The sequence below is a fragment of the Serratia sp. JKS296 genome, from assembly GCF_900215445.1.
Classification (GTDB): domain Bacteria; phylum Pseudomonadota; class Gammaproteobacteria; order Enterobacterales; family Enterobacteriaceae; genus Serratia; species Serratia marcescens.
Window position 1 is genome coordinate 2,468,526 of record NZ_OCMX01000001.1, and the last position, 24,883, is coordinate 2,493,408.

Here is a 24,883-nt window from a genome sequence, read left to right on the forward strand (position 1 = left end):
TATTCTCAATAGGATCGTATTGCAATGCAGAGGAAAACGCTTTTAGCGCTGGGGCTGTCGCTGTCGCTGGCCGCCTGCGATGGGCAAAACGCCGGCGCGCCGACGGGCGCAGGCGGTGAACGGGAGGTCGGCGTGGTCACGCTGCGCGGCCAGTCGGTGACCCTGAGCAGCGAGCTGACCGGCCGGGTCAACGCCACCATGACCTCCGACGTGCGACCGCAGGTCGATGGCATCATCAAGCAGCGGCTGTTTACCGAAGGGGCCGAGGTGAAAGCCGGGCAGGTATTGTATCAAATTGATCCCGCCAGCTATCAGGCCAGCTACGATCAGGCCGCCGCCCAGTTGAAAAACGCCCAGGCCACGGTGCAATCCACCCGGCTCAAATCGCAGCGCTATGCGGCGCTGGTGAAAGAAAACGGCGTTTCCAAACAGGACGCAGACGACGCCAAAGCCGCGTATCTGCAGGCCGTGGCGTCGGTGGCGCAGTATCAGGCGGCGCTGGAGACGGCGCGCATCAATCTCGGTTATACCCAGGTGCGTGCGCCTATCGCCGGGCGTATCGGCATCTCATCCGTGACGCCGGGCGCGCTGGTCACCGCCAGCCAGAGCGATGCGTTGGCCACCATCCGCGCGTTGGATCCGATCTATGTCGATCTGACCCAGTCCAGCGCCCAGATGCTTAAGTTGCGACGCCAGCAGGCGGCGTTACAGCGCGGCGCGGTCACGCCGGTCGCCATCAAGCTGGAAGACGGCACGTCTTATGCCCACGCCGGCAAGCTGGAGTTGACCGAGGTGGCGGTGGATGAGGCCACCGGTTCGGTCACGCTGCGCGCGGTGTTCCCCAACCCCGAACATGAACTGTTGCCCGGCATGTATGTCCACGCCACGGTGGATAACGGCGTCGATTCTAAAGCCATTCTGGCGCCGCAGCAGGGCATCACCCGCAATGCCAAAGGGGAAGCCACCGCGTTGGTGGTGGACGAGCAAAATAAAGTGGCGCAGCGCACCGTCACCGCCGAACGGGTGGTGGGCAGCAACTGGCTGATCGGCAGCGGGCTGAACGAGGGCGATCGCCTGATCGTCGAAGGCACCAGCAAGGTGACGATCGGCGCGGCGGTGAAGCCGGTCGCCGTCTCGCTCGACAAAGCCCAACGCGGGGAGCAGTGATATGGCGCAGTTCTTTATCCGCCGCCCGGTGTTCGCCTGGGTGATCGCCATCATCATCATGCTGTGCGGCCTGATGTCGATCAATTCGTTGCCCATCTCGCAGTACCCAGACGTGTCACCGCCGCAGATTTCCATCTCCGCCACTTATCCGGGCGCGGACGCGGAAACGCTGGAAAACAGCGTCACCCAAGTGATTGAACAGCAGCTCACCGGTCTGGATGGCCTGCTGTATTTCTCTTCGACCAGTAGCTCCAGCGGCTCGGTCAGCATCGACGTCACCTTTGATCAGGGCACCGATCCGGATATCGCGCAGGTGCAGGTGCAAAACAAAGTTCAGCAGGCGGAAAGCCGCTTGCCGAGCGCGGTCACCGCCCAAGGCGTGACGGTCAAGAAATCCCAGAGCAGCTTTCTGCTGATCGTCGGGCTGTATGACGAGAACGACAAGGCGACGATGGCCGATATTTCCGACTATCTGGTCAGCAACCTGCAGGATCCGCTGTCGCGCATCGAGGGCGTGGGGGACGTGCAGGTGTTCGGTTCGGAATACGCGATGCGCATCTGGCTGGATCCGACCAGGCTGGCGAGCTATGCGCTGATGCCTTCCGACGTGCAGACGGCGATCGAGGCGCAAAACACCCAGGTGTCCGCCGGCAAGGTAGGCGATCTGCCGGCCGCCGCCGATCAGCAGCTGACCGCCACGGTGAAGGCGCAGTCGCGGCTGCAAACGCCGGAACAGTTTCGCAATATCATCCTGAAAAGCGACAGCAGCGGCGCGCTGGTACGGCTGGGCGACGTGGCGCGGGTTGAGCTGGGCAACGAAGATTACTCCGCCAGCGCGCACCTCAACGGCCACCCGGCGGCGGGGATCGCGGTCAAGCTGGCGGCGGGGGCCAACGCCCTCAACACCGCCAAGCTGGTGAAGGCCAAGGTGGCGGAATACCAAAGCGCGATGCCGCAGGGTTATAAGGTGGCTTACCCGAAAGACAGCACCGACTTCATCAACATCTCGATCGAGGAGGTGGTGAAAACGCTGTTCGAAGCGGTGGTCCTGGTGGTGGTGGTGATGTTCGTGTTCCTGCAAAACCTGCGCACCACGCTGATCCCGACCATCACCGTGCCGGTGGTGTTGCTGGGCACCTTCGGCGTGCTGGCAGCGTTCGGCTACTCGATCAATACCCTGACGCTGTTCGGCATGGTGTTGGCGATCGGGCTGTTGGTGGACGACGCCATCGTGGTGGTGGAAAACGTCGAACGCGTGATGCGTGAAGATAAACTGCCGCCGCGCGAGGCGACGGAGAAATCGATGCGCGAGATCACCGGCGCGCTGGTCGGCATCGCGCTGGTGCTGTCGGCGGTGTTTCTGCCGATGGCGTTCTTCGGCGGTTCCACCGGGGTGATCTACCGTCAGTTTTCGATCACCGTCGTCTCCTCGATGGTGCTGTCGGTCGTGCTGGCGTTGACGCTGGCGCCGGCGCTGTGCGCCACGTTGCTGAAATCGACGCATGAAGAACAGACCGACAAAGGGCTGCTGGGTAAATTCAACCGCGGTTATAACCGGCTGCAGGAGAAGTACGCCGACAAGGTCGGCGGGGTGATCCACCGGCCGACGCGCTATCTGCTGCTGTACGGCCTGCTGCTGATCGCCACCGCCGTGATGTATCTGCGTTTGCCGACCGGTTTCCTGCCCAATGAGGATCAGGGTTCGGTGATGGTGCAGTACACCTTGCCGGCCGGCGCCACCAACGCCCGCACCTCGGCGGTGAGCGAGGCGGTCACCGCCTATTTCCTTGAGCAGGAAAAGGCCAACGTCAGCACCATTTTCACCATCAACGGCTTCGGTTTCAGCGGCAGCGGGCAAAACGCCGGCATGGCGTTCGTCAGCCTCAAAGACTGGAGCCAACGTGGCGGCAGCGAAAACACCGCCGACGCCATCGCCAAACGCGCCATGGCGCACTTCGCCTCGCTGCGTGACGCCCAGGTGTTCTCCATGAGCCCGCCGGCGATCGACGGCTTCGGCCAGTCCGACGGCTTCACCTTCGAACTGCAGGCCAAAGGGGCGACCACCCGCGCCGAGCTGCAGGCGATGCGCGATCAGATCGTCGCCGCCGCCGCCGGCAATCCATCGCTGTTGGCGGTACGCGCCAACACCTTGCCGGACACGCCGCAGCTGCAGGTGGAGATCGACAGCGGCAAACTGCAGGCGCTCGGCCTGAGCGCCGGCGACGTCAACAGCACGCTCAGCAGCGCGTTCGGCAGCACCTACGTCAACGACTTTATCGATCGCAACCGGGTGAAAAAAGTCTATATGCAGGGCGACGTAGCGTATCGCGCCAAGCCGGAAGATCTCGACAAATGGTTTGTGCGCGGCACCAACGCGGCGGGCGACAGCAGCATGACGCCGTTCTCCGCTTTTGCTTCCTCACACTGGATCTACGGCCCGGAAAACCTGTCGCGCTATAACGGGCTGTCGTCGTTCGAGATCACCGGGCAGGGCGCCGCCGGCGTCAGTTCCGGCACGGCGATGAGCGAGATGGAGAAACTGGCGGCGAAATTCTCCGCCGGCAGCAGCTATTCCTGGAGCGGGCTCTCCTATCAGGAGCGGCTGACCAGCGGCCAGGCGTCGTCGCTGTACGCCATTTCGCTCATCGTGGTGTTCCTGTGCCTGGCGGCGCTGTATGAGAGCTGGTCGATTCCGTTTGCGGTGATGTTGGTGGTGCCGATGGGCATCGTGGGTTCGCTGTTGGCAATCACGCTGCGCGGGCTGGAGAACGATATCTACTTCCAGGTGGCGCTGCTCACCATCGTCGGTTTGTCGGCGAAAAACGCCATTCTGATCGTCGAGTTCGCCGAGGAAATGCATCAGCGCGGTGAAACGCTGATTGGCGCGGCGGTTCACGCGGCGCGCATGCGCCTGCGGCCGATCCTGATGACCTCACTGGCGTTCACCGCCGGGGTTCTGCCGCTGGCGGTATCCAGCGGCGCCGGCGCCAACAGCCGCATCGCCATCGGTACCGGCATTATCGGCGGCACCCTTACCGCCACCGCATTGGCCATCTTTTTCGTCCCGCTGTTTTATGTGCTGGTGCGCCGCGTGTTTAGCCGCCGCTCCGCCAGCCGGCCGCCACAGGCAGGAGAATAACGTGTTGCAACGAGTCATGATGTTAACTTTGCCGCTGCTGTTGGCTGGCTGTATTTCGCTGGATCCTGATTATCAGCGGCCGACGGCGCCGATAGCGGCAACGCTGCCGCAGGGCGAGGCCGCCGGCAAGCAGGCGTTGAGCTACCCGGACATCGCCTGGCGCGACTATGTGCAGGACGCCAGGTTGCGCCAGGTGGTGGCGATGGGGCTGAGCAGCAGCCGCGATCTGCGCGAGGCGATCGCCAATATCGCGTCGGCGCGCGCGCTGTATGGTGAGCAGCGCGCGGCGCTGTTGCCGACGATCAACGCCACCGCCGACGGCAGTCGCGGGCGTTCGCTGACCGGCAACGGCAATGCCACCGCCATCAGCCAGAGTTACGAAGCGCAGGCCGGCGTCAGCGCCTTTGAGCTGGATCTGTTCGGCAAAAACGCCAGCCTGTCGCGGGCGGCGTTCGAAACTTACCTGGCGAACTCGGAGGCGGCGAAAAGCACCCGCCTGACGCTGATCGCCGATATCGTCACCGACTGGGTGGCGGTGGCGGCCGAGCGCAGCAATCTGGCGGTGGCGCAGCAGACGATGGAAAGCGCCAAACGGTCGCTGGAGGTGACGCGCAAGAACCAGCAGCACGGGATTTCATCGTTGGTTGACGTGGCGTCGGCGGAGACCGTTTATCAACAGGCGCGATCGGACGCCGCCAGCTATGCGACCAGCGCCGCGCAGGCGAAAAACGCGCTGGATTTGGCGGTGGGGCAAAGCGTGCCGGAAAACCTGCTGCCCGGCGGCATCGACGCGCTGGGCGGGATCATGCGCGACCTGCCGGCCGGGGTGTCTTCGCAGGTGCTGCTGACGCGGCCGGACGTGCTGCAGGCCGAGCATAATCTGAAATCCGCCAACGCCAATATCGGCTCGGCGCGGGCGGCGTTCTTCCCGTCGATCAGCCTGACCGCCAGCGGCGGGGTGGGCAGCGGTGAACTCTCGTCGCTGTTCAGCCACGGCGCGGGCGTTTGGTCGTTCGCCCCGAGCATCAGCCTGCCGATTTTCAGCGGCGGCTATAACACGTCGCAACTGAACTACAGCAAAGCGCAGAGAGATCTGTATGTCGCCACCTATGAGAAAGCGGTGCAGACGGCATTTCAGGAAACCGCCGACGCGCTGGCGCGCAAAGCCACGCTGCAGGAACAGCTGGCGGCGCAAACCGGCTATGTGGCGGCGGCGCGGCAATATTATCGTCTGGCCGAACTGCGCTACCGCCAGGGCGTGGACAGCTATCTGACCGTGCTGGACGCGCAGCGCACGCTGTACACGGCGCAGCAGTCGCTGATCGCCGCGCAGCAGACCGCGTACGACAATCAGGCGACCCTGTATAAAGTGTTGGGCGGCGGGGTTGCCGCCGAGCGGCAGGGGGACGGCGTCATCGCCGACAAGACGACGCTCAGCCGCTAACCGTCGACCGCGCGCGCCGGGCCTTTGGCAGTGCGCGGTTTACTTATGGAAAGTGTAAAGAAACGGAAAACCCGGCCGGTGGCCCGAACTCGCCGCGGCGGGCAGAGTCAGACAAATAATTGCATTCACCTTTTCTTCATATCGGCTCGAGGTCGTCATGGCAGAAGACATTCAGCAACAGGTCATCGCGCTTATCGCCGCCTTCAACGCATCAGGCCGGCTGCAGAAGGGCGTGGCCATCACCCCGGAAACCGAGATCAACACCGCGCTCAATCTGTCGTTCAGCGACTCCAACACGTTGATGCGCCGCTACTTCGACACCTTCGGCGTCGACAGCGGCAACTATAACCACGAGCTATATTTCCAGCCGCCGAGCAATACCGGGCGCTGGTTTTCCCCCTCCGCCTGTAAAGAACACCCCCGGCCGCTGTGCGTGTCGATGCTGGTGCGCTCGGCGCGCGCCAAACGCTGGCTGTACGACATCCATTTCCTGATCGAGCAGCTCCGTTAGCGCGCGTTACTGCTCCAATACCTCGGCGAACTTAGCCAGCCATTGCGGATGCGCCGGCCAGGCCGGGGCGGTGACCAGATTGCCATCGACGTGCGCCTGATCGATGCCGATCTCCGCATAATGGCCGCCGCCCAGCCGCACCTCCGGCGCGCAGGCCGGGTAGGCGCTGCAGGTGCGGCCTTTCAACACCCCGGCCGCTGCCAGCAGTTGCGGGCCGTGGCAAACGGCGGCGATCGGTTTTTTCGCGGCGTCAAACGCCTGCACCAGCGCGATCACGTCGGGATTCAGGCGCAGGTATTCCGGCGCCCGACCGCCAGGGATCAAGAGCGCATCATAGTGCTCTTCTTTGGCGGCGGCGAAGTCGGCGTTCAGGGTGAAACGGTGGCCGGGTTTCTCGCTGTAGGTCTGCGCGCCGTCAAAATCGTGGATCGCGGTCTGGATGTAGTCGCCGACGGCTTTGCCGGGGCATACGGCGTCCACCCAATGGCCGATCATCTGCAATGCCTGAAACGGCACCATGGTTTCGTAATCTTCGGCGTAGTCGCCGACCAGCATCAGGATCTTTTTCTTGCTCATGATCACAACTCCTGCAGAAAGGGGAATGCCTAAGGTATAGCCCAGCCCCCCCGGGAATGCGAACCGCAAAGTGCGGTGGAATACACGATAAAAAAGCGTAAAAATTGAGTTGACTTTCTTGGCGAGAATAAAGGCCATAATTATCCAGGCGTTCTCATCAGTAATGAATTTGATTTTCGTTTGTTTCCTATGATAGAAAAACGGCTCCCCACTAAAATGGAAAGGAAATCTGTTAGCACGCTTCATACGAATACATAAGAATTCTGTGATTATTACCATTGCGTAATAATGGAAAGCACTTGTTTAATTTTTTTATTATTTTGAAGGAACAAAAAATGCCTATTTTAAATCGCTGTGCCACAGCTTGCGCACTGGCGCTGAGCCTGCTGGGGAGCTCGGTTTCAGCACACGCTGGCGAACAAGAGGAACTCACCCAAAAACTGGATGAGTCGGTAATGACGTATGCTTACTCTAAGAGCAGTAGCGATATGGACACCATTAATGAACTGATCAAAAATGGCGCTCACCCCACTATTCAAACGGTATGGTATGCCGCCTATTACAAACAGCCGGCGCTGCTCGATCGTTTTCTTGATATGTCGGTGAATGTGAATCAAGCCATCAGTGACAATGGAGAAACCGTATTGTTGTCAGCGTTGGGAAATACCGACAAGTCTGAATTATCCGATGATGACCTTCACATTTTACAGAGCTTGCTAAAAGCGGGCGCCAATACCAATGTCATTGCGCAAGGGGGGACTAATACACCGCTTATTGCCGCCGCCCAAAGCCAAGGAGCCGCGCCCGCGTTGGTGAAACTGTTGCTGCAATTTGGTGCGGATGCCAAGCAGGTTACCCCGCAAGGATTCTCACCGATCATGGGGGAAGGGGCGGCTAATCTGGAGGTCATCAAACTGCTGGTAGCCGCCGGTACAGATCCTTATGGCGTCAGCAAGGTAGGATCAACGCCTTTGCACTTTGTTTGCACGCGGGATGCTTCCCAGGACGGCCAGCCGGACCCGCAAGCGGCGCAGCGTATCGCCTTGTTGCATAAACCCGGAACCTCTATCGATGCTCAACCGCCCCAGCAACAGGCCTGGCCTGTTGGCACACCGCTGCTGGAAAGCCTGACCAGCAATAATCCTGACTGCGTCAAGGCGTTGTTGGCTGCGGGTGCCGATAAAGATGCGCTGGCTTTCCCGGCAGAGTATGTGGCAGCAGATCCAAGCGTAAAAGGTAAAACGGTTCGTCAGAATATACTCGGGGCGGCAGAAAAATATCCCGACCTGTATTCGCCGGAAATCGTGGCCTTGTTTCAAAAATAGGTGAAAACGAAAAAGGGGGCTTTCGCCCCCTGATAAAATGGCCCGCTCGCAGGCCAAATAAGCCGGTATCAACCTGGGTAGATGCCGCGCTCTTTACGTGCGGTCAGGATGCGCTCACAGGCCACGATGTAAGCGGCGGTGCGCAGGCTGCACTCTTTCTCGGCCGCCTTGTTCCAGACGTGGACCATCGCGTCGGTCATGATCTTGTCCATACGCTCGTTGATCTCGGACTCGCTCCAGAAGTAGCTCGCCATGTCCTGCACCCACTCGAAGTAACTGACCGTTACGCCGCCGGCGTTACAGATAACGTCCGGAACCACGGTGATGTTACGGGAACGCAGAATGTCGTCCGCTTCCGGGAAGGTTGGGCCGTTAGCCCCTTCCAGCACCAGTTTGGCGCTGAGGATTTCAGCGCGCTGACGGGTGATCTGGCCTTCCAGCGCCGCAGGGATCAGGATGTCCATGTCGACCGACCAGAACGCTTCGCTCTCGATCTCGCTGGCGCCAGGGAAGCCGGCGATCTGCTTGTGCTTGGCCTGGTATTCGGTCAGCGCCACCAGGTCAATGCCGTCGGCGTTGAACAGGGTAGCGGAGTGGTCCTGGATGGTGACGACGCGCGCGCCGACGCCGACGAACAGACGGGCCGCTTCGCTGCCCACGTTACCGAAGCCTTGTACCGCCACTTTGGCGCCTTCGATCTGCACGCCCAGACGCTTGGCCACTTCGCTGCCGGTGACGAACACGCCGCGGCCGGTCGCTTTCTCACGGCCCAGGGAACCGCCGAGGTGAATTGGCTTGCCTGTCACTACGCCGGTGATGGTGGTGCCGTGGTTCATGGAGTAGGTGTCCATCATCCAGGCCATCACTTTGGCGTTGGTGCCGACGTCCGGCGCAGGAATGTCTTTCTGTGGCCCGATGATGAAGCCGATTTCACTGGTGTAGCGGCGGGTCAGTCGCTCCAGTTCACCTTCAGACAGTTTGAACGGGTCGACGCGGATGCCGCCCTTGGCGCCGCCGTACGGCAGGTTGACCGCGGCACACTTGATGGTCATCCAGGCGGACAGGGCCATCACTTCGTTCAGATCGACGTCAGGGTGGAAGCGGATGCCGCCTTTGCCCGGCCCACGCGACAGGTTGTGTTGTACGCGGAAACCTTCGAAGTGACGGATGGTGCCATCGTCCATCTGCAGCGGGATATCGACAATCAAAGCGCGCTTAGGGTGACGCAGCGTATCAACCCAGCGTGACAGGTCGCCGAGGTAAGGGGCGACGCGATCGATTTGTTGCAGATATGTAGCCCAAGCGGTGGTGCTGCTGTCTGAAGCGTAGGATAGCTTTTCCATAACCAACCTTTATATATTAGAGGTATTTATTTCGTTTAACCGTGGATTAGCAAGCGCATAACACTTTGCGACGCTAAATTTACCACTAATTATGCCGGTTGTTAGCCCCCCTCTCATCGGGCCAGCGGACGCTTTTTCGCCGCCTGCAGAGCGGTAAATGAATAGTTAATTACTTTTTGTCGACGGTGAGCGATCACATGCATAATTTATGCATATAAAGCGCATAAAAACCCTTTTTATCTATTTTTCAGAAGCTTGAATGTGATCAAAAAGTTTCATTTTATTTAACTGCCATGTTGACAATGGCATTTCCCCTCGCCAGAGTTAAATTAATGTTAAAACGGCTCCGGCGTCGTTTTTTTGTTGCACAAGGGAAAGTATAACCATTTGATATTCTAGTGTTTACCCACCACGCTCAGGCTTTGTACGCCAACCGTGGGCGATACGACGGCTCACGAGAGCATTTTCTTGGTACCCATTATTATTACCTCCCTGTCACAACGGGGCGGGCAGCGTTTGGTCTCAATTTTTTGCCGGTTAGAGCGCCCGCGGGCGTTTCATTCCTGCTGCAACCGCGCATCGGTTGCTTAATCGCCTTAACGACGGACAGGTAACACCATGACAAAAAACCACTGCGATCGGCTGAGCCCAGGTTCAGCCGAGGGGCCTCACTGTGCCCAAACTTTGCAGCGCGGGCTGAGCGCGCGCCACATTCAACTGATTTCGATCGGCGGCGCCATCGGCACCGGGCTGTTTATGGGCGCCGGGAAAACCCTCGCGCTATCGGGCACCTCCATCGTACTGACTTACGCCATCGTCGGCTTTTTCATGTTCATGGTCATGAGGGCGATGGGGGAGCTGCTGCTCACGCGGCTCGATTACCGCTCATTCGCCGATTTTGTCTCCGAATATCTGGGGCCGCGCGCCAGCTTTTTTCTCGGCTGGTCCTACTGGCTGAGCTGGGTCGTGACCTGCATTGCCGACGTGGTGGTGTGCGGCGGCTACGTGCAATATTGGCTGCCAGACGTCTCGCCCTGGTTGCCGGCGCTGCTGACGCTGGGGTTTCTGTGTCTGTTCAACATGCTGTCGGTCAAGATGTTCGGCGAGGCCGAATTCTGGTTCGCGATGATCAAGGTGGTGGCGATCGTCGCGTTGATCGCCACCGGCGCCTGGATGGTGTTCAGCGGCTGGACTTCGCCGGACGGCGTGACCGCTTCGCTGCATAACGTCACCGATCCCGCCATTTTCATGCCGCACGGCATCTTCGGCTTTTTCGCCGGTTTCCAGATCGCCATTTTCTCCTGCACCGGCATCGAGCTGCTGGGCACGATGTCGGCGGAGACCAAAAACCCCGAGAAGGTGCTGCCGAAGGCGATCAACGCGATCCCGGCGCGCATCATCGTCTTCTACGTGTGCTCGATGCTGACCATTATCGCCGTCACCTCATGGAGCCACATTTCGCCGGACAGCAGCCCGTTCGTGATGCTGTTCGATCTGGCGGGACTGCCGGCCGCCGCCGCGGTGATCAACTTCGTGGTGCTGACTTCGGCGATGTCCTCGGCTAACAGCGGGGTGTATTCCAGCACCCGCATGCTGTACAGCCTGTCGATGGAAAAGCATGCCCACGGTCAGTTCCGCATTCTGTCTCGCACCACGGCCATTCCGATCCGCAGCCTGCTGTTTTCCTGCTTCTGCATGGTGGCCGGCACCTTGCTGCTGGTACTGGTGCCGAACGTCATGACGCTGTTCACCATCGTCTCTACCGTGGCGGCGATCCTGGTGGTTTACAGCTGGGGCATGATTTTGGTCGCCTACCTGGTGTATCGCCAGAAGCGGCCGGATCTGCACGCCGCTTCGCACTTCAAAATGCCGGGCGGGGTAGCGATGGCCTGGCTGACGCTGGCATTCTTCGCCTTTACGCTGGTGCTCATGGTGTTCGATAGCGATACGCTGATCGCGCTGTGCAGCATGCCGCTGTGGTTTACCACGCTCGGCCTGATCTGGCGTTATCGGGTCCGCGACAGCGTGGCGCGCGAGAGCTACATGTTTTATCGGCGTGGCGCCGAGGCGGAATAACCGGCGAAGGATGCGCCGCTTGCCGCCGCTCCACTCGGCAAGCGGCGGCAACTGCGGTATGCTAAGCAGCTGAACAGCCAACCAAACCGGGCCATACGGAGATACCCCAGCGTGCCGAACTCTTCTTCTCAACTCGAACTTTTGCGCTCGGTCGCTGACGGCATCGCGGCGCTGTTTTTCCCGAATGTGGAAGTGGTGATCCACGATCTGGCCACCAACAAGATTGCCTATCTGGCGAACAACCTGTCAAAGCGTAAACCGGGCGACGACGCCGGGCTGGAAGACTTCGAGCTCGATGGCGGCGCCGGCGTGAGCGGCCCCTATGAGAAGCTGAACTGGGACGGCAAAAAGATGCGTTCGGTGAGCATTGCCGCACGCGACGAGCAGGGCAAGCCCAGCTATCTGCTGTGCATCAACCTGAGCACCGCGATGTTCGAGGACGCCCGCAACGCGCTGGACATGTTCCTGTCGGTCACGCGGCTGCAACCACAGCCACAAGAGCTGTTCAAAGACGACTGGCAAGAGAAGATCAATACCTTTCTGCATGACTGGCTGCGGCGCGAAAACGCCGCGCTCGGCGCGCTGAGCCGCGAACAGAAACGGCGGCTGGTCAGCGATCTCTATCATCAGGGCGCGTTCAAGGCCAAAAGCGCCGCGGACTACATCGCCAACGTGCTGTCGATGGGGCGCGCCACGGTGTACAAGCACTTGCGGGAATTGAAACAGGAGTAAAGGCGGCGGGAAAGGCGGAAGAAAGGGGCGGCGATGGCCGCCCCTTGTCGTTACCAGCGGTAGTTGACCGAAGCGATAATGCTGCGGCCGCTGCCGTAGAAGCAGGCGTACTCGCCGCTGCAGGATGAAACGTATTTCTTGTCCGTCAGATTCTGCACGTTGAGCTGGAGCGCCGCGCCGCGCAGCGCCGACGAAGCCTGGCCGAGGTCATATTTCACCATGGCGTCGTACAGCGTGTAGTGCGGCACGTCGTACTGGCCGGTGGCGTCGGCCGGCGCATCGCCGATGTAACGCACGCCGCTGCCGACGGTCAGGCCGTTCAGCGCGCCGCTCAGGAAGCTGTAGCTGCCCCAGGCGGATGCCGCGTGGCGCGGGATGCCCGCCGGGCTGTGGCCGATTTCGTCCGCCGAGTTGGAGTCTTTGGTCACTACGTCGGTGTAGGTATAGGCGGCGGTCAGCTTGATCTCCGGCGTTGGTTGGGCGTGCACTTCCGCCTCAATCCCTTTGGATTTCACCTCCCCGATCTGCTCGTAGGCGGAGGTGAGACGGTTGTAAGACGCCACATTGCGCTGGGTAATGTCGAACCAGGAGAGGGTCAGCAGGGTATTGCCGCCCGGGATCTGGTACTTCACGCCCACCTCGGTTTGTTTGCCGGTGGTCGGCTTGAGCGGATCGGCGCCCGGCGCGCTTGGGTACAGGTTAGGATCGAACGAGGTGCTGTAGCTGACATACGGCGAAATGCCGTTGTCGAAAGCGTAGAGCAGGCCCGCACGGCCGGTGAACTGGGCATCGTTGTAGGTCTGTTCCTTTCCGCCGCTGGTGCGATCGCGGGTGTTGACCTGTGACCAGTCCTGACGGCCGGACAGCAGCAGGTTCCAGTTTTTCCACTCCAGTTGGTCCTGCAGATACACCCCGATTTGATTCAGCGTCTTCAAGTCGCTGGAAGCCAGCGCCAGCGTGCTGCCATCGATGCTGGGGCGAACCGGGTTGGCCCAGTCGATCGGGTAATCGTTGCCGCGATCGCGATACATTTTATAATCGCTATGGCTGTAGCGGTAATCCAGCCCGCCCAGCACGGTGTGTTTCACTTCGCCGGTATCGAACAGGCCCTTCAGCTGGTTATCCACGCCAAACTCGTTGGTCATCTGCGTTTCATGCTGCGCCATGCGGGTGACGGTGTGGTCGTTGACTTTCGAGTTTACGTTATAAACCAGATACTTATAGTCTTCATCGCGGTGGGTGAAGCGCAGGTTCTGGGTAAACGACAGCGCATCGCTGAAGTTATGTTCGAAGCTGTAGCCGATCGACGCCTGCTCGCGCCGCGACTTGTTGAAGCTGGGTTCACTGATGTTAAAGTCATAGGGCACATAGCCCGCGCTGGTCGGGAACAGCGTGCCGGCGCGCGGCAGGAAGTTGCGCGACCCGGCTTTCGGATCGTTCTGGTAGCTGGTCAGTAGCGTAAAGCTGGTGTCTTCGTTCGGCAGCCAGGTGAAGGCCGGGGCGATGGCTACCCGTTGCTGCTTGCTGTCTTTGACAAACTCGTGTTCGGTTCGGGCGATACCGTTCAGGCGATAGAACAGGGTGTTGTCGTCGTTGAGCTTGCCGCCGAAATCGAACGCCGTTTCCGCCAGATGGCGGTTGCCGGTGCTGAATTTGACTTCGTGAATGCTCTGGGCGGTAGGGCGCTTGCTGGTCATCACCACCACGCCGCCGGGGCTGACCTGGCCGTACAGCACGCCGGCCGGGCCGTGCACCATCTCCACGCGCTCCAGCAGCCAGGGATCGATCTGCCCGGCGCCGCCGTTTTGGCTCGAAAGGCCAAAGTGCAGACCGTCGAGCAGCTTGGGCGCATAACGGAAGCCGCGGCTGATCACTTCGTCATTACGGTTGGAGTTGCCGCGGTAGGTGGTGATCACCCCGCTGGTGTAGTTCAGCGCGTCGGCGACCGACGCCGGCTCCTGGTCATTCATCTGCTCGCGCGTGACCACCGAGATGGACTGCGGCGTCTTGCGCAGAGGGGCAGCGGTCTTGGTGCCGGCGGCGCTCTCTTTGGCGACGATCCCTTTGACCGGCGCGGTCACGCTGTTTTGCGCGTCGGCGGTCACCAAAATCGTTTCGTCCGCTGCCGCAGACGCGTGTGGCGCCAAGGGCAATAACGCCAGCGCCGATCCCAGCAACAGACGCTTGGCGGACATCGCCTCCGCGTTCGCGTTTTCTATCCCTTTGTTTTTAATCTTCATTATCTCTCCTGAATACCTGCTTTTGTGTGTCATGCCACCCTGATAAACCCCGAAATGCCGACAAGCGGTCTTCTTCCGTCGACGTGGAGACGTCGTGTTTGCACGACGGTAAAAATCCGACAAATAGTATTGAAAATGATAATGAGTATCAATACGATTGTCAGGTTTTGTAAAAATCACTCATGTTATGTAAGGGGCGCTATGGAGTTTTTGCCGGAAAAGAGGCCAGGAAACGACCTTGAGGGATTGGCGGCGCAATGGCTGCGTGAAGAGGCGGTAGGGCAATCCGCGTGGTGGCAGAAGATTGCCGCTCACGGCACGCCCATCGTCGAAGCGCACGATGAACAGCACGTTAAAATGACCTGGCTATGGCGCGATCCCGCTGGCGATGAACGGCACTCGCCGATATGCCGCGTTTACGCCGATATCAACGGCATTACCGATCACCACAGCACGTCCCCCAGCAGCCTGGCCAGGCTCCCCGGCACCGACGTTTGGTACGGCTCGGCCGTTATCGATCGCCGCTGGCGCGGCAGCTACAGCCTGATCCCCATTACCGAGCGAGACCTCCCCCCAGTCTTCAGCGACGACGAAACGTTACGCGACCGCCAGCAGCGTGCCTGGTGGGTATCGCTGTTCCCGTTGGCGATCGCCGATCCGCTGAATCGCCTCTCTCTGGGGCCGTCTCATCGCCCGCGGCCCGTATCCCTGGCGCAAGGGCCGGATGCCGACGATCAACGCGCCTGGCAGGCCGCCGATCGGCCGCTGGATGAGGCGCGGCTACAGCTTTTTCAGTGGCACAGCGAACGGCTGGGTAACCAGCGGCGCGTTTGGCTGTATGCCAGCGGCGACGCGGCGGTGAAAGCGAACCGCCCGCTGGTGCTGCTGCTCGACGGCCAAAACTGGATCGAAAGGCATGCGCTGCTGCCGGTGATCGAGAACGAAACCGCAAAAGGGCAGTTGCCGCCCGCGTGCTGGTTGCTGATCGATGCGGTCGATGGCGAACACCGGCAAAACGAGCTGCCCTGCAACGCCGTCTTCTGGCAGGCGGTGATCGACGAACTGCTGCCGCAGGCGCAGCGCCGCGAAGCGTTCAGCGAGACTGGGGCGCGCACCGTGGTCGCCGGCCAGAGCTACGGCGGGCTGGCGGCGTTATACGCCGGTTTGCACTGGCCAGAGCGCTTTGGCCACGTGCTGAGCCAGTCCGGCTCCTTCTGGTGGCCTACGGTGCAATTTGTGACCCAGTTCGAAAAACGCCACGAACTGGAGGAAGGCTGGCTGATACGCCAGGTTCGGCAGCGCAACGCGGCGGCACCCAAGCTCACCGTGATCCAACAGGCCGGCGATCGGGAGGCGGACATCGAATTCGTCAATCGCCAGATGCATCAGGCGCTGACGGCGGCCGGGCACCGCGCCGACTACCGCGTGTATTCCGGCGGGCACGATGCGCTTTGCTGGCGCGGCGGCCTGGTGGACGGCGTGCGCCGACTGCTTGCCGCGATGGAATAACCCACACATTTTGACAGACAGGTAATGAAAATGACTCAGGAACAACAAAACCCGTTCGATGACGAAAGCCTCCGATTCTCCGTGCTGGTCAACGCGCAGCAGCAGTATTCACTGTGGCCGCAGTTTGCCGATACGCCGCAGGGGTGGCGCGTGCTGATGGGGCCGGCGTCGCGCGGCGAATGCATCGACTACATCGAAACGCACTGGCAGGACATGCGGCCGGCGGCGCTGAAAGCGGCGGATGCGGCGCGTTAAGCGCCAGGCAACCACATCGATACATTCCGTTTGAGGGAAAGGACAGACACCATGTCAGAAACGCTTTCTTTACCGGATACTCAGGTCGAGTATCGGGATTATCCGCTGGTTGCGGCGCAACCGGGGATCTGGATCGCCGACCAAATCGCGCTGCGCCGCAACAGCTTCGCCGTGGCGCACTACACCGAACTGCACGGCGCTATCGATCGTTCGGCGCTGGAGCGCGCGATCCGTCAGGGGCTGGCCGAAGCGGATACGGTTCAGGCGCGGTTCTTTGAGGCGCAGGACGGCCAGCCGGTGCAGCGTTTACCGCTGATAGCCGATCCTGCGCGCGTGCTGGCGCCGGAGTGGTTCGATTTCAGCGCGCGGCCGGACGCCGAGCAAGCGGCGCTGGCGCTGATGAACGACGATTTGGCGCAGGATCTGCCTGCGGACGGCGAGCGGCCGCTCTATCGCCATGCGGTGATCCGCGTCAGCGCCGATCGCTGGTTCTGGTACCAGCGCTTTCATCATCTGACCCTGGACGGCTTCAGTTTCGAAGCCATCACCCGCCGGATCGCCGATATCTATCGCGCGCTGCGCCACGGGCTGTCTCCGGCGGCCTCGCCGTTTACCCCGTTCGGCAAGGTGGTGGAAGAGTTTCAGCAATGGCAAACGTCGCCGGCGCGCCGGCGGGCGGCCGAATTCTGGCAACAGCATCTGCGCGATTTGCCGTCGCCGCTGTCATTATCGACGGAGAGTCGGGAGGTTGAACCGGGTGCCCGGCCGCTCAAACAGGCGCTGGTGTTGCCGGAATCGCTGTTTGACGAAGCGCTGCACGATACGGCGCTGCAGTCGCTGCAACCGGCCGATATCGTCACGGCGGCGTTGGCGATGTATCTGGCGCGCATGAGCGGCGAAACCCGTTTTTCACTCGGCTTTCCTTTCATGCGCCGTATGGGCTCCCAGGCGCTGGCGGCGGTCGGCCCGGTGGTTAACGTGCTGCCGCTGCTGCTGAACGTGACGCCGGAGATGTCGCTGGCGGACGTCTGCCAGGCGACCGTGGCGCAAATCAAACAGGCGCGCCGCCATCAACGCTATGAAGCGGAGCAGATCAAACGCGATCTCGGCCTGGTCGGCGGCCATCAGGAACTGTACGGCCCGGTGATCAACGTCAAGGTCTACCACAGCGCCTTGTCCTTCGACGGCCAGGCGGCCGTTACCCATACGCTGGCGATGGGGCCGGTCGATGACCTGGAGTTTGAGATCGGCTTTCGCAACGGCGTGCTGACGCTGTCGTTGGTCGCCAACCCGGCCAAATACTCGCCGCGCACCTTGCATCACCACGCGGAGCGCATCGGCCATTGGCTGCAGCAGTTGGCGCGGCAGCCGCACCAGCCGAACGGTCAACTGGCGTTGATCAGCGAAGGGGAGTTAAGGCAACTCGCGGCCTGGGGGCGCGGCGCCGATCTGACGCCGCCGGCGGGCATGGTGTCAATCATGGATGCGTTCCAGCGCCAGGTTGAGCGGCAGCCCGAGGCGTTGGCGGTGGCCTGCGGCGACGAGCGCCTCAGCTACCGTCAACTCAGTGAACGGGTGATGCAACTGGGGCGAGTGCTGATCGAAAGCGGCATCGGCGCCGAAGACGTGGTGGCCATCGGCATTCCGCGCTCGGTGGACACGCTGGTCGCGCTGTTCGGCGTGTTGGCCAGCGGCGCGGCCTATATGCCGCTCGATCTGGATTACCCGCGTGAACGCCTGACGCTGATGTGCGACGACGCGCGGCCGGCGATGCTGCTGACCCACCGCGCGACGCAGGTCAATATGCCGGATCTGCCGCAGGTATTGTGCCTGGACGACGCAGCGTGCCTGGCGCGCTGCGCGGCCGCCGAGGCCGCGCCGATAACGGACGATGAACGGCGTGTGCCGCTGAACGAGGCGCATCTGGCCTATATGATTTACACCTCCGGCTCGACCGGTAAACCCAAGGGTGTGATGTCCACGCATCGCGGGCTACTGAACCTGTTCCTGTCGCACCAGGCCTCTCTGTTCGGCCCGGCGATCGAAAAATTCCAGGCTCGCCACGCACGCCGCCTACGCGCCGGCCATACCGCCTCGTTTTCTTTCGACTCCTCTTGGGAACCGCTGTTCTGCATGATGATGGGCAGCGAACTGGTTATCTTCGACGAGGAGCTGCGCCGCGACCCCTGGGCGCTGCTGGAACAAACCCAGCAGACGCCGATCGATCTGCTGGACATCACGCCGTCGTTCTTCTCGCAACTGGTGGACTGCGGCCTGCTGAAGGGGCAGTTCCCGCTGCCGTCGTTCGTGATGATCGGCGGTGAGGCGGCGACGCCGACGCTGTGGAACCTGATGCAGCAGCATCCGGAGGTGGAGATCCACAACTATTACGGCCCGTCCGAATATACCGTCGATACCCTGGGCGCGCCGGTCACGGCCGCCGATCAGCCGGTGATCGGTCGCCCCCTCGCCAATACCGCCGTCTGGCTGCTCGACGGCCGCCTGCAGCCGGTGCCGATCGGCGCGGCGGGCGAGCTGTACATTTCGGGTAAGGGCATCGCGCGCGGTTACCTGCGGCGCCCGGATCTGACGGCGGCGCGCTTTGTCGCCAACCCGTTCGCCGAAGGTGAGGTGATGTACCGCAGCGGCGATCTGATGCGCTGGAGCGCGGAGGGCCAACTGGTATTCATTGGCCGAACCGATCACCAAATCAAGGTGCGCGGCTTCCGCGTCGAGCTGGGTGAGGTGGAAAGCGCCTTGGCCGCCTTGCCGGACGTGGGGCGGGCGGTGGTGATCGCCGAGCCGATCGGCGCCACCTATCGTTTGATCGGCTATTGCTCGGTGCAGGATGACGCACGTCGCGCCTCGCCAACGCTGCAAAGCGAGCTGCTGGGGCAATTGGCGCAGCGTTTGCCGGATTATATGGTGCCGGCGATCCTGGTGGTGATGCCGGAGCTGCCGCTCAACGTCAACGGCAAGATTGATCGTCAGACGTTGCCCAAACCGCAGGAGACGCTGGCGCAAAGCATTCGTGAACCGGCCACCGAGCAGGAAAGGCTGATTTGCGGCGCCATGGCGCAGCTGCTGGGGATGGATCGCGTCGGCGCCGACGACGATTTCTTCGCGCTCGGCGGCGACAGCATCTCGGCGATGGGGCTGGGTACCGCCCTGCGGCGCAAAGGGTATCTGCTGCGGCCGCGCGAGATCTTCGCGCTGCACACCCCCGCGCGCATGGCGCAGGCGATACAGCCGCTGGCCGTTGGCTCTCAGGCCGCATGCAGCGTGCAGCAAGGCCCGATCGACGGGCTGCCGATCCTGTACTGGTTTGCCGAGACGGGCGATATGCATCGCCGCTTCGCGCACGGCGTTTTCCTGCGCGTGCCTGCCGAGCTGCAGCCACAACAGCTGCGTTATGCGTTGGAACAGCTGCGCGCGGCACACCCGGCGCTGGGCGCGCGGATCCGCGACGGTCAGTTGGTGGTTGAAACCGCCGCCGCCGGTGAGCTGATGCAGGTTAATACCGTGTCCGGTGAGCTGGAATCCGCGGCGGAACAGGCGTTTGATGCCGCGCTTGACCATCTCGATCCAGCGGCCGGCGCTATGATGCAGGCCATCCTCTTGCAGCGCGACGGGCAGAGCCTGGGGCTGGTGCTGGCGATCCATCACCTGGTGGTCGACGGCGTTTCATGGCGCATCCTGCTCGACGAACTGCGGCAGGTGGCCGACAGCGCCATGCAGGGGCAGCCGATCACATTGCCGCCGGAAGAAACCTCGCTCTATGAGTGGTCTGCACGCCTACGAGCCGACGCTGAACGCCGGGAAGCCGAGCTGCCGTTCTGGCGGCAGATGCTGGCGGACGACGTGCCACGTTTGGGGCGGCGCGCGCTGGATCCGCAGACCGATCGCATCGCCTCGGTGAGCGAACGGCGTACGCTGCTCGACAGCCGGCTGACCGCCGCGCTGCTCGGCGCATTGCCGCAGGGATACCGCGCCCAGGTTGAAGAGATCATGCTGTGCGCGCTGGCTCAGGCTTGCCGCCAGCGTTTCCAGGCCGCTTCGCTGCGTTTCTCTCTGGAGTCGCACGGCCGCGCCGAACTGGACGACGGCCTCGATTTGGCCCGCACCGTCGGCTGGCTGACGGCGGAGTATCCGCTGCGCATTGAACTGCATGACGCTGAGCACAATGAGGCCGTGCGCGCGGTGAAACGGGCGACGCGAGCGGTGACCGATCGCGGCGTCGGTTATGGCCAGCTGCGTTATCTGCACCCGCGGCGTGACGAACTGGCGGCGCTGGCGCAGCGCAATGCGCCGGAGATCTTGTTCAACTACCTCGGACGTTTCAGCCAGGATGAGGGACACTGGACGCCGCAACGCAGCCAAACCCGCTTCTGCGACGCCTTCACCGTGGCGCAGGATGCGCAGCAGGCGCTGTGTTACGGGCTGGAAGTGAATATCTTTGTCGAAGAGCGGCGCGACGGCGCGTGTCTGGCGATCAACTGGAGCTGGCTGGAGGGGATTTTCAGCGAGAGCGACATTGCGCAGTTGCACAGCGGCATCGAACAAGCGGTGCGTTCGCTGTGCGAATTTGCCGAGCGGCATCCCGATCGCGCGGCGGCGACGTTGGTGGCGGCCGAGATCGCCCAGCCGGGCGCCGACGATGAGGCGGTGCGCGCCTGGGAGCGGGAGTGCGGGCCGTTGGCCGCGGCGCTGCCGCTGTTGCCGTTGCAGCACGGCCTGCTGTTCCATGCGCAGACGGCGCAGCAGGGCGGCAGCTATAACTCGCTGACGCGCCTGAGCCTCTGCGGCGAACTGGACGAACATCAACTCCAGCAGGCGCTGAATGCGGTGATCCGCCGCCATCCGCAGCTGGCCGCCCGATTCAACCGCGAGGGCGAACCGCTGCAGCTGATACCGCAGGAAAGCCATTGGCCGCTGGACAGCCACAGGCTGCCGCCGCTGTCCGAAGAGCAAGAAATGCAGGCGCTGAATGAGCTGGAGCAGAAAGAGCTGCAGCGCGATCTGTTTAATCAGCCGGGCGCGATGCTGCATGCGCTGCGGATCAAACACGGCGATAGCGAACGCTACACGCTGTTCCTTAACGCGCACCACCTGATCGTCGACGGCTGGTCGACGCCGGTGGTGCTCAACGATCTGATGCTGGCATTGCGTGAAGGCGAGCAGGCATTGCCGCCGCTGCGTTCGAACTACGCCGATATCGTGCGCCGCCTGACCGCGCGGGATGCTGAAGCTTCGCGCCGCCTCTGGCGTGAGACGCTGCAGGATGTGCGCCCGACGTTGCTGTTCGGTGAAGCGCAGGACGATCGCGTGCAGGAGTTGGAAATGACGCTGCCGCCGGCCGAGGAAAGGCGCTTGCTGACCCTGTGCCGCGAACGCGGGTTGACGCTCAATACCGTGATGCAGGGCATTTGGGCGCTGCAGCTGGCTAGCTGTTGCGGCCATCAGGACGTGGTGTTCGGCTCGCCGGTTTCCGGCCGCTTTGGCCAGATAGAAGGGGTCGAGGAACACGTTGGCCTGTTCAGCAACACGCTGCCGGTGCGGGTTCGTCTGCAGCATGACCGTTCGTTGACGGAACAGCTGACCGAACTGCAGCACCGGCAGATTGAACTGCTGGAGCACGACGATTTGGGGTTGGGGGAGATCCAGCATCTGGCCGGGGCGGGCACGCTGTTCGATACGCTGTTGGTGGTGGAAAACTATCCGGACAACGACGCTCTGCTGGGCGGCGAAGGGTCGCTGCGCTGCGACGCTATCCGTAACAAAGGCTATACCCACTATCCGCTGACGCTGCTGGTGCTGCCGGGCGAGCGCCTGCGTCTGCTGATGGAGTACCGCGATTCGGTGCCGCAGCCTGAACGCTTCGCCGCGCGGCTGATGGCGCTGCTGCAACAATGGATTGCGCAACCGGATCTGCCGTTGCCGCGCTGGCAATTGCAAACGCCGCAGGAGCAGGCGCTGATCGCGGCGGTCAACCGCACCGGGCAGGCGGTGGCGGACACCACTCTGCATCAGGCGATCGCCGATCAAGCGCGGCGCACGCCGGAACGCATCGCGCTGCAGGACGCCTGGCACAGCCTCAGCTACCGTGACATGCAGCGCCAGGCCGCGCTGTTGGCCGAACGGCTGACGGCGGCCGGCATTCAGCCGGGCGATATCGTCGCGGTGGCGTTGCCGCGTTCCGTGCGCCTCAGCCTGGCGCTGACGGCGATTGTGCAAACCGGCGCCGCCTGGCTGCCGCTGGATACCGGTTACCCGGACGAGCGGCTGGCCTACATGGTGGAGGACGCCAAACCGCAGCTGATTATCACCGAAAGCGCGTTGGATGCCCGCTTCGCCGCGCTGGCGCCGACGCTGCGGTTCGATGCGCTGGACGACAGCGGGCGCGAACCGGCGCCGCGCCCACCGGCGGGGAGCGGCGATCATCCCGCCTACGTGCTGTATACCTCAGGCTCTACCGGGCGGCCGAAAGGCGTGGTGGTGAACCACCGGGCGATCGTCAACCGCCTGTTCTGGATGCAGCACGAGTATGCGCTCGATGCGCAGGACGTGGTCCTGCAGAAAACGCCGTGCAGCTTCGACGTTTCCGTCTGGGAGTTCTTCTGGCCGCTGATGGTCGGCGCGCGCCTGGTGATGGCGCCGCCGGAGGCGCACCGCGATCCGCAGGCGCTGACGACCTTGATCGACGACTATGGCGTGACCACGCTGCATTTCGTTCCGTCCATGTTGGCTATCTGGGTGGAGGCCTTGAACGAGCGGGCGCCACGGCGCGCCGCCGCCAGCCTGAAACGCGTGTTCTGCAGCGGCGAAGCGCTGTCGTGCGAACTGGCTTCCCGCTATCAGGCGTTGGTCGCCGCGCCGCTGCACAACCTGTATGGCCCGACGGAGGCGGCGGTCGATGTTACCTATCAACCGGCGTCCGGCGAGGCATTGGCGGCGGTGAACGGCGCCGGCGTGCCGATCGGCAAACCGGTCTGGAACACCCAACTGAGCATTCTCGACGCCATGCTGCGGCCGGTGCCCGTCGGCTGCGCCGGCGATCTCTACCTGCGCGGTATTCAGCTGGCCGACGGCTATCTGCATCGGCCGGAGTTGACGGCGCAGCGGTTTGTCGCCGATCCCGCCGGCAACGGCGCGCGCATGTATCGCACCGGCGATATCGCTCGCTGGCTGGAGGACGGCAGCGTCGAGTATTTGGGCCGCAGCGACGATCAGCTGAAGATCCGCGGCCAGCGCATCGAGCTGGGCGAAATCGAACAGGCGCTGCTGGCGCAGCCGGGGGTAGCGCAAGCGGCGGTGCACGCCATCGAATTAAGCGAGGGCGCGACGGGGCTGGGCGGCGCCGATATGCGCCAGTTGGTCGCCTGGCTGATCGCCCAACCGGGCGTGACGCTGGATACCGGCGCGCTGCATCAGGCGCTGGAGGCGCGTTTGCCGGCGCATATGATGCCGGTCAGCTATGTCATGACCGACAGCTTCCCGCTCAGCGCCAGCGGCAAGCTGGATCGCAAGGCGTTGCCGCGGCCGCAGTTGAACCCGCAGAGCGGCCGCGCGCCGCACAGCGACAGCGAACGCCTGCTGGCGGCGCTGTTCGGGGAACTGCTGGGGCGCGAGACGGTGTATGCCGACGACGACTTCTTCGCGTTGGGCGGCCACTCGCTGCTGGCGATGCGTTTGGCGGCGGAGCTGCGGCGGCGCGTCCCGCGGCCGTTGAGCGTCGGGCAAATCATGTTCGCCCGCAGCCTGGAGAAGATGGCGCACCTGCTCGATGACGCGCAGGCCGCCAACTCGGCCGAAAGCCGCGGCGTCGGCGAGTGCCTGCAGCTGCGGGCCGGCCAAGGCCCGGCGCTGTTCTGTCTGCACCCGGCTTCCGGTTTCGCCTGGCAGTACTCGGGGCTGAGCCGTTATCTGCCGGGGAGCTACCCGATCATCGGCCTGCAGTCGCCAAGGCCGGATGGCGCCATCGCCACCTGCGAGGACATTGAGCAGATGGTCGATCGTCATCTCGCCACTCTGCGCCGCCTGCAGCCGCAGGGGCCTTATTACCTGCTGGGCTATTCGCTCGGCGGCACGCTGGCGCACTCGATGGCCGCGCGTTTGCAGCAGCAGGGCGAAGAGGTGGCGTTCCTCGGCATGCTGGATACCTATCCGCCGGAAGGCCAGGACTGGACCGGCCCCAGCGAGGAGGAGGCGCAGAAGGAGGTGGCGCAGGAACAGGCCGAGTTTATGGCGGAAGATCATGGCGATCCGGCGCTGATGGCGGAGAAGGCGGCGATGTTCGACAGCATCGTCGCCAACTACCGCGACGCGGTGCGCCTTCTGTCTCAGGCGCGCAGCCGGCGTTTCCACGGCACGGCGACGCTGTTCGTCGCCGACCGGACGCTGCCGCCGGAGATGGATATCAACGCCGTGTGGGCGCCGTATCTGGATGGGCTGATCTGTCATCACCAAAGCTGCGAGCACGCGGACATTCTGTCGCCGGCCTCGCTGGAGACGCTCGGGCCGCTGTTGCATTCGCTCCTGACGCGGCAATACGGGTTGGTATAACGCA

At 62.6% G+C, this 24,883-nt stretch carries 13 protein-coding genes; 10 read left to right on the top strand and 3 right to left on the bottom strand.

Features of this window, described 5'->3' with window-relative positions; all coding sequences use genetic code 11:
* Positions 1-24: 24 nt before the first annotated feature.
* The 4 genes from CRO23_RS11700 (at position 25) to CRO23_RS11715 (ending at position 6,261) form a co-directional block, all read left to right on the top strand.
* Complete coding sequence (locus CRO23_RS11700; protein ID WP_097102012.1) at positions 25-1,167, top strand: efflux RND transporter periplasmic adaptor subunit; 1,143 nt, start codon at positions 25-27, stop codon at positions 1,165-1,167.
* 1 nt (position 1,168) lies between these two features.
* Complete coding sequence (locus tag CRO23_RS11705; RefSeq protein WP_060445133.1) at positions 1,169-4,306, top strand: efflux RND transporter permease subunit; 3,138 nt, start codon at positions 1,169-1,171, stop codon at positions 4,304-4,306.
* A gap of 1 nt (position 4,307) precedes the next feature.
* Positions 4,308-5,750 carry an efflux transporter outer membrane subunit gene (locus CRO23_RS11710; protein ID WP_033640269.1) on the top strand — a complete coding sequence of 481 codons (1,443 nt, stop codon included), beginning with the start codon at positions 4,308-4,310 and terminating at the stop codon, positions 5,748-5,750.
* 157 nt (positions 5,751-5,907) lie between these two features.
* Positions 5,908-6,261 carry a DUF1493 family protein gene (locus CRO23_RS11715; protein ID WP_016927680.1) on the top strand — a complete coding sequence of 118 codons (354 nt, stop codon included), beginning with the start codon at positions 5,908-5,910 and terminating at the stop codon, positions 6,259-6,261.
* Between the two features lie 6 nt (positions 6,262-6,267).
* Here CRO23_RS11715 and CRO23_RS11720 read toward each other — a convergent pair whose 3' ends face one another.
* Complete coding sequence (locus CRO23_RS11720) at positions 6,268-6,837, bottom strand: DJ-1/PfpI family protein (protein ID WP_004937978.1); 570 nt, start codon at positions 6,835-6,837, stop codon at positions 6,268-6,270.
* A gap of 299 nt (positions 6,838-7,136) precedes the next feature.
* On the opposite strand from CRO23_RS11720, the gene CRO23_RS11725 reads away from it, so the two are divergent.
* Positions 7,137-8,162, top strand: a complete 1,026-nt coding sequence (locus tag CRO23_RS11725) for an ankyrin repeat domain-containing protein (protein WP_016927681.1) — start codon at positions 7,137-7,139, stop codon at positions 8,160-8,162.
* 68 nt (positions 8,163-8,230) lie between these two features.
* Here CRO23_RS11725 and CRO23_RS11730 read toward each other — a convergent pair whose 3' ends face one another.
* Positions 8,231-9,505 (bottom strand): Glu/Leu/Phe/Val family dehydrogenase, encoded by a 1,275-nt coding sequence (locus CRO23_RS11730; protein ID WP_025302877.1) that lies wholly within the window; start codon positions 9,503-9,505, stop codon positions 8,231-8,233.
* Positions 9,506-10,123: 618 nt separating this feature from the next.
* Between CRO23_RS11730 and CRO23_RS11735 the strand changes: the two genes are divergently transcribed.
* Both CRO23_RS11735 and CRO23_RS11740 read left to right on the top strand, forming a co-directional pair.
* Entirely contained in the window at positions 10,124-11,581 is a 1,458-nt protein-coding gene (locus CRO23_RS11735; RefSeq protein WP_079452122.1) for an amino acid permease, read from the top strand.
* 111 nt (positions 11,582-11,692) lie between these two features.
* The gene (locus CRO23_RS11740) at positions 11,693-12,313 is read left to right on the top strand and encodes a helix-turn-helix transcriptional regulator (RefSeq protein ID WP_079452123.1); all 621 of its coding nucleotides are present in this window, start codon (positions 11,693-11,695) and stop codon (positions 12,311-12,313) included.
* 50 nt (positions 12,314-12,363) lie between these two features.
* Here the strand turns inward: CRO23_RS11740 and CRO23_RS11745 are convergent, their stop codons facing one another.
* On the bottom strand, positions 12,364-14,553 hold the full coding sequence (locus CRO23_RS11745; protein ID WP_079452124.1) for a TonB-dependent siderophore receptor: 2,190 nt from the start codon (positions 14,551-14,553) through the stop codon (positions 12,364-12,366).
* 201 nt (positions 14,554-14,754) lie between these two features.
* On the opposite strand from CRO23_RS11745, the gene fes reads away from it, so the two are divergent.
* From fes to CRO23_RS11760, 3 genes are read left to right on the top strand one after another with little or no spacing between them, the layout of a single operon-like run.
* On the top strand, positions 14,755-16,062 hold the full coding sequence (gene fes / locus CRO23_RS11750) for an enterochelin esterase (RefSeq protein WP_255253505.1): 1,308 nt from the start codon (positions 14,755-14,757) through the stop codon (positions 16,060-16,062).
* Between the two features lie 30 nt (positions 16,063-16,092).
* The gene (locus CRO23_RS11755; protein WP_004937955.1) at positions 16,093-16,317 is read left to right on the top strand and encodes an MbtH family protein; all 225 of its coding nucleotides are present in this window, start codon (positions 16,093-16,095) and stop codon (positions 16,315-16,317) included.
* A gap of 51 nt (positions 16,318-16,368) precedes the next feature.
* Positions 16,369-24,879 carry a non-ribosomal peptide synthetase gene (locus CRO23_RS11760; RefSeq protein WP_097102017.1) on the top strand — a complete coding sequence of 2,837 codons (8,511 nt, stop codon included), beginning with the start codon at positions 16,369-16,371 and terminating at the stop codon, positions 24,877-24,879.
* Positions 24,880-24,883: the final 4 nt, after the last annotated feature.

Coding starts and splice junctions, on each gene's coding strand:
- CRO23_RS11700 (WP_097102012.1), top strand. CDS start 25: ATGCAGAGGAAAACGCTTTTAGCGCTGGGGCTGTCGCTGTCGCTGGCC.
- CRO23_RS11705 (WP_060445133.1), top strand. CDS start 1,169: ATGGCGCAGTTCTTTATCCGCCGCCCGGTGTTCGCCTGGGTGATCGCC.
- CRO23_RS11715 (WP_016927680.1), top strand. CDS start 5,908: ATGGCAGAAGACATTCAGCAACAGGTCATCGCGCTTATCGCCGCCTTC.
- CRO23_RS11720 (WP_004937978.1), bottom strand. CDS start 6,837: ATGAGCAAGAAAAAGATCCTGATGCTGGTCGGCGACTACGCCGAAGAT.
- CRO23_RS11730 (WP_025302877.1), bottom strand. CDS start 9,505: ATGGAAAAGCTATCCTACGCTTCAGACAGCAGCACCACCGCTTGGGCT.
- CRO23_RS11735 (WP_079452122.1), top strand. CDS start 10,124: ATGACAAAAAACCACTGCGATCGGCTGAGCCCAGGTTCAGCCGAGGGG.
- CRO23_RS11745 (WP_079452124.1), bottom strand. CDS start 14,553: ATGAAGATTAAAAACAAAGGGATAGAAAACGCGAACGCGGAGGCGATG.
- fes (WP_255253505.1), top strand. CDS start 14,755: ATGGAGTTTTTGCCGGAAAAGAGGCCAGGAAACGACCTTGAGGGATTG.
- CRO23_RS11755 (WP_004937955.1), top strand. CDS start 16,093: ATGACTCAGGAACAACAAAACCCGTTCGATGACGAAAGCCTCCGATTC.
- CRO23_RS11760 (WP_097102017.1), top strand. CDS start 16,369: ATGTCAGAAACGCTTTCTTTACCGGATACTCAGGTCGAGTATCGGGAT.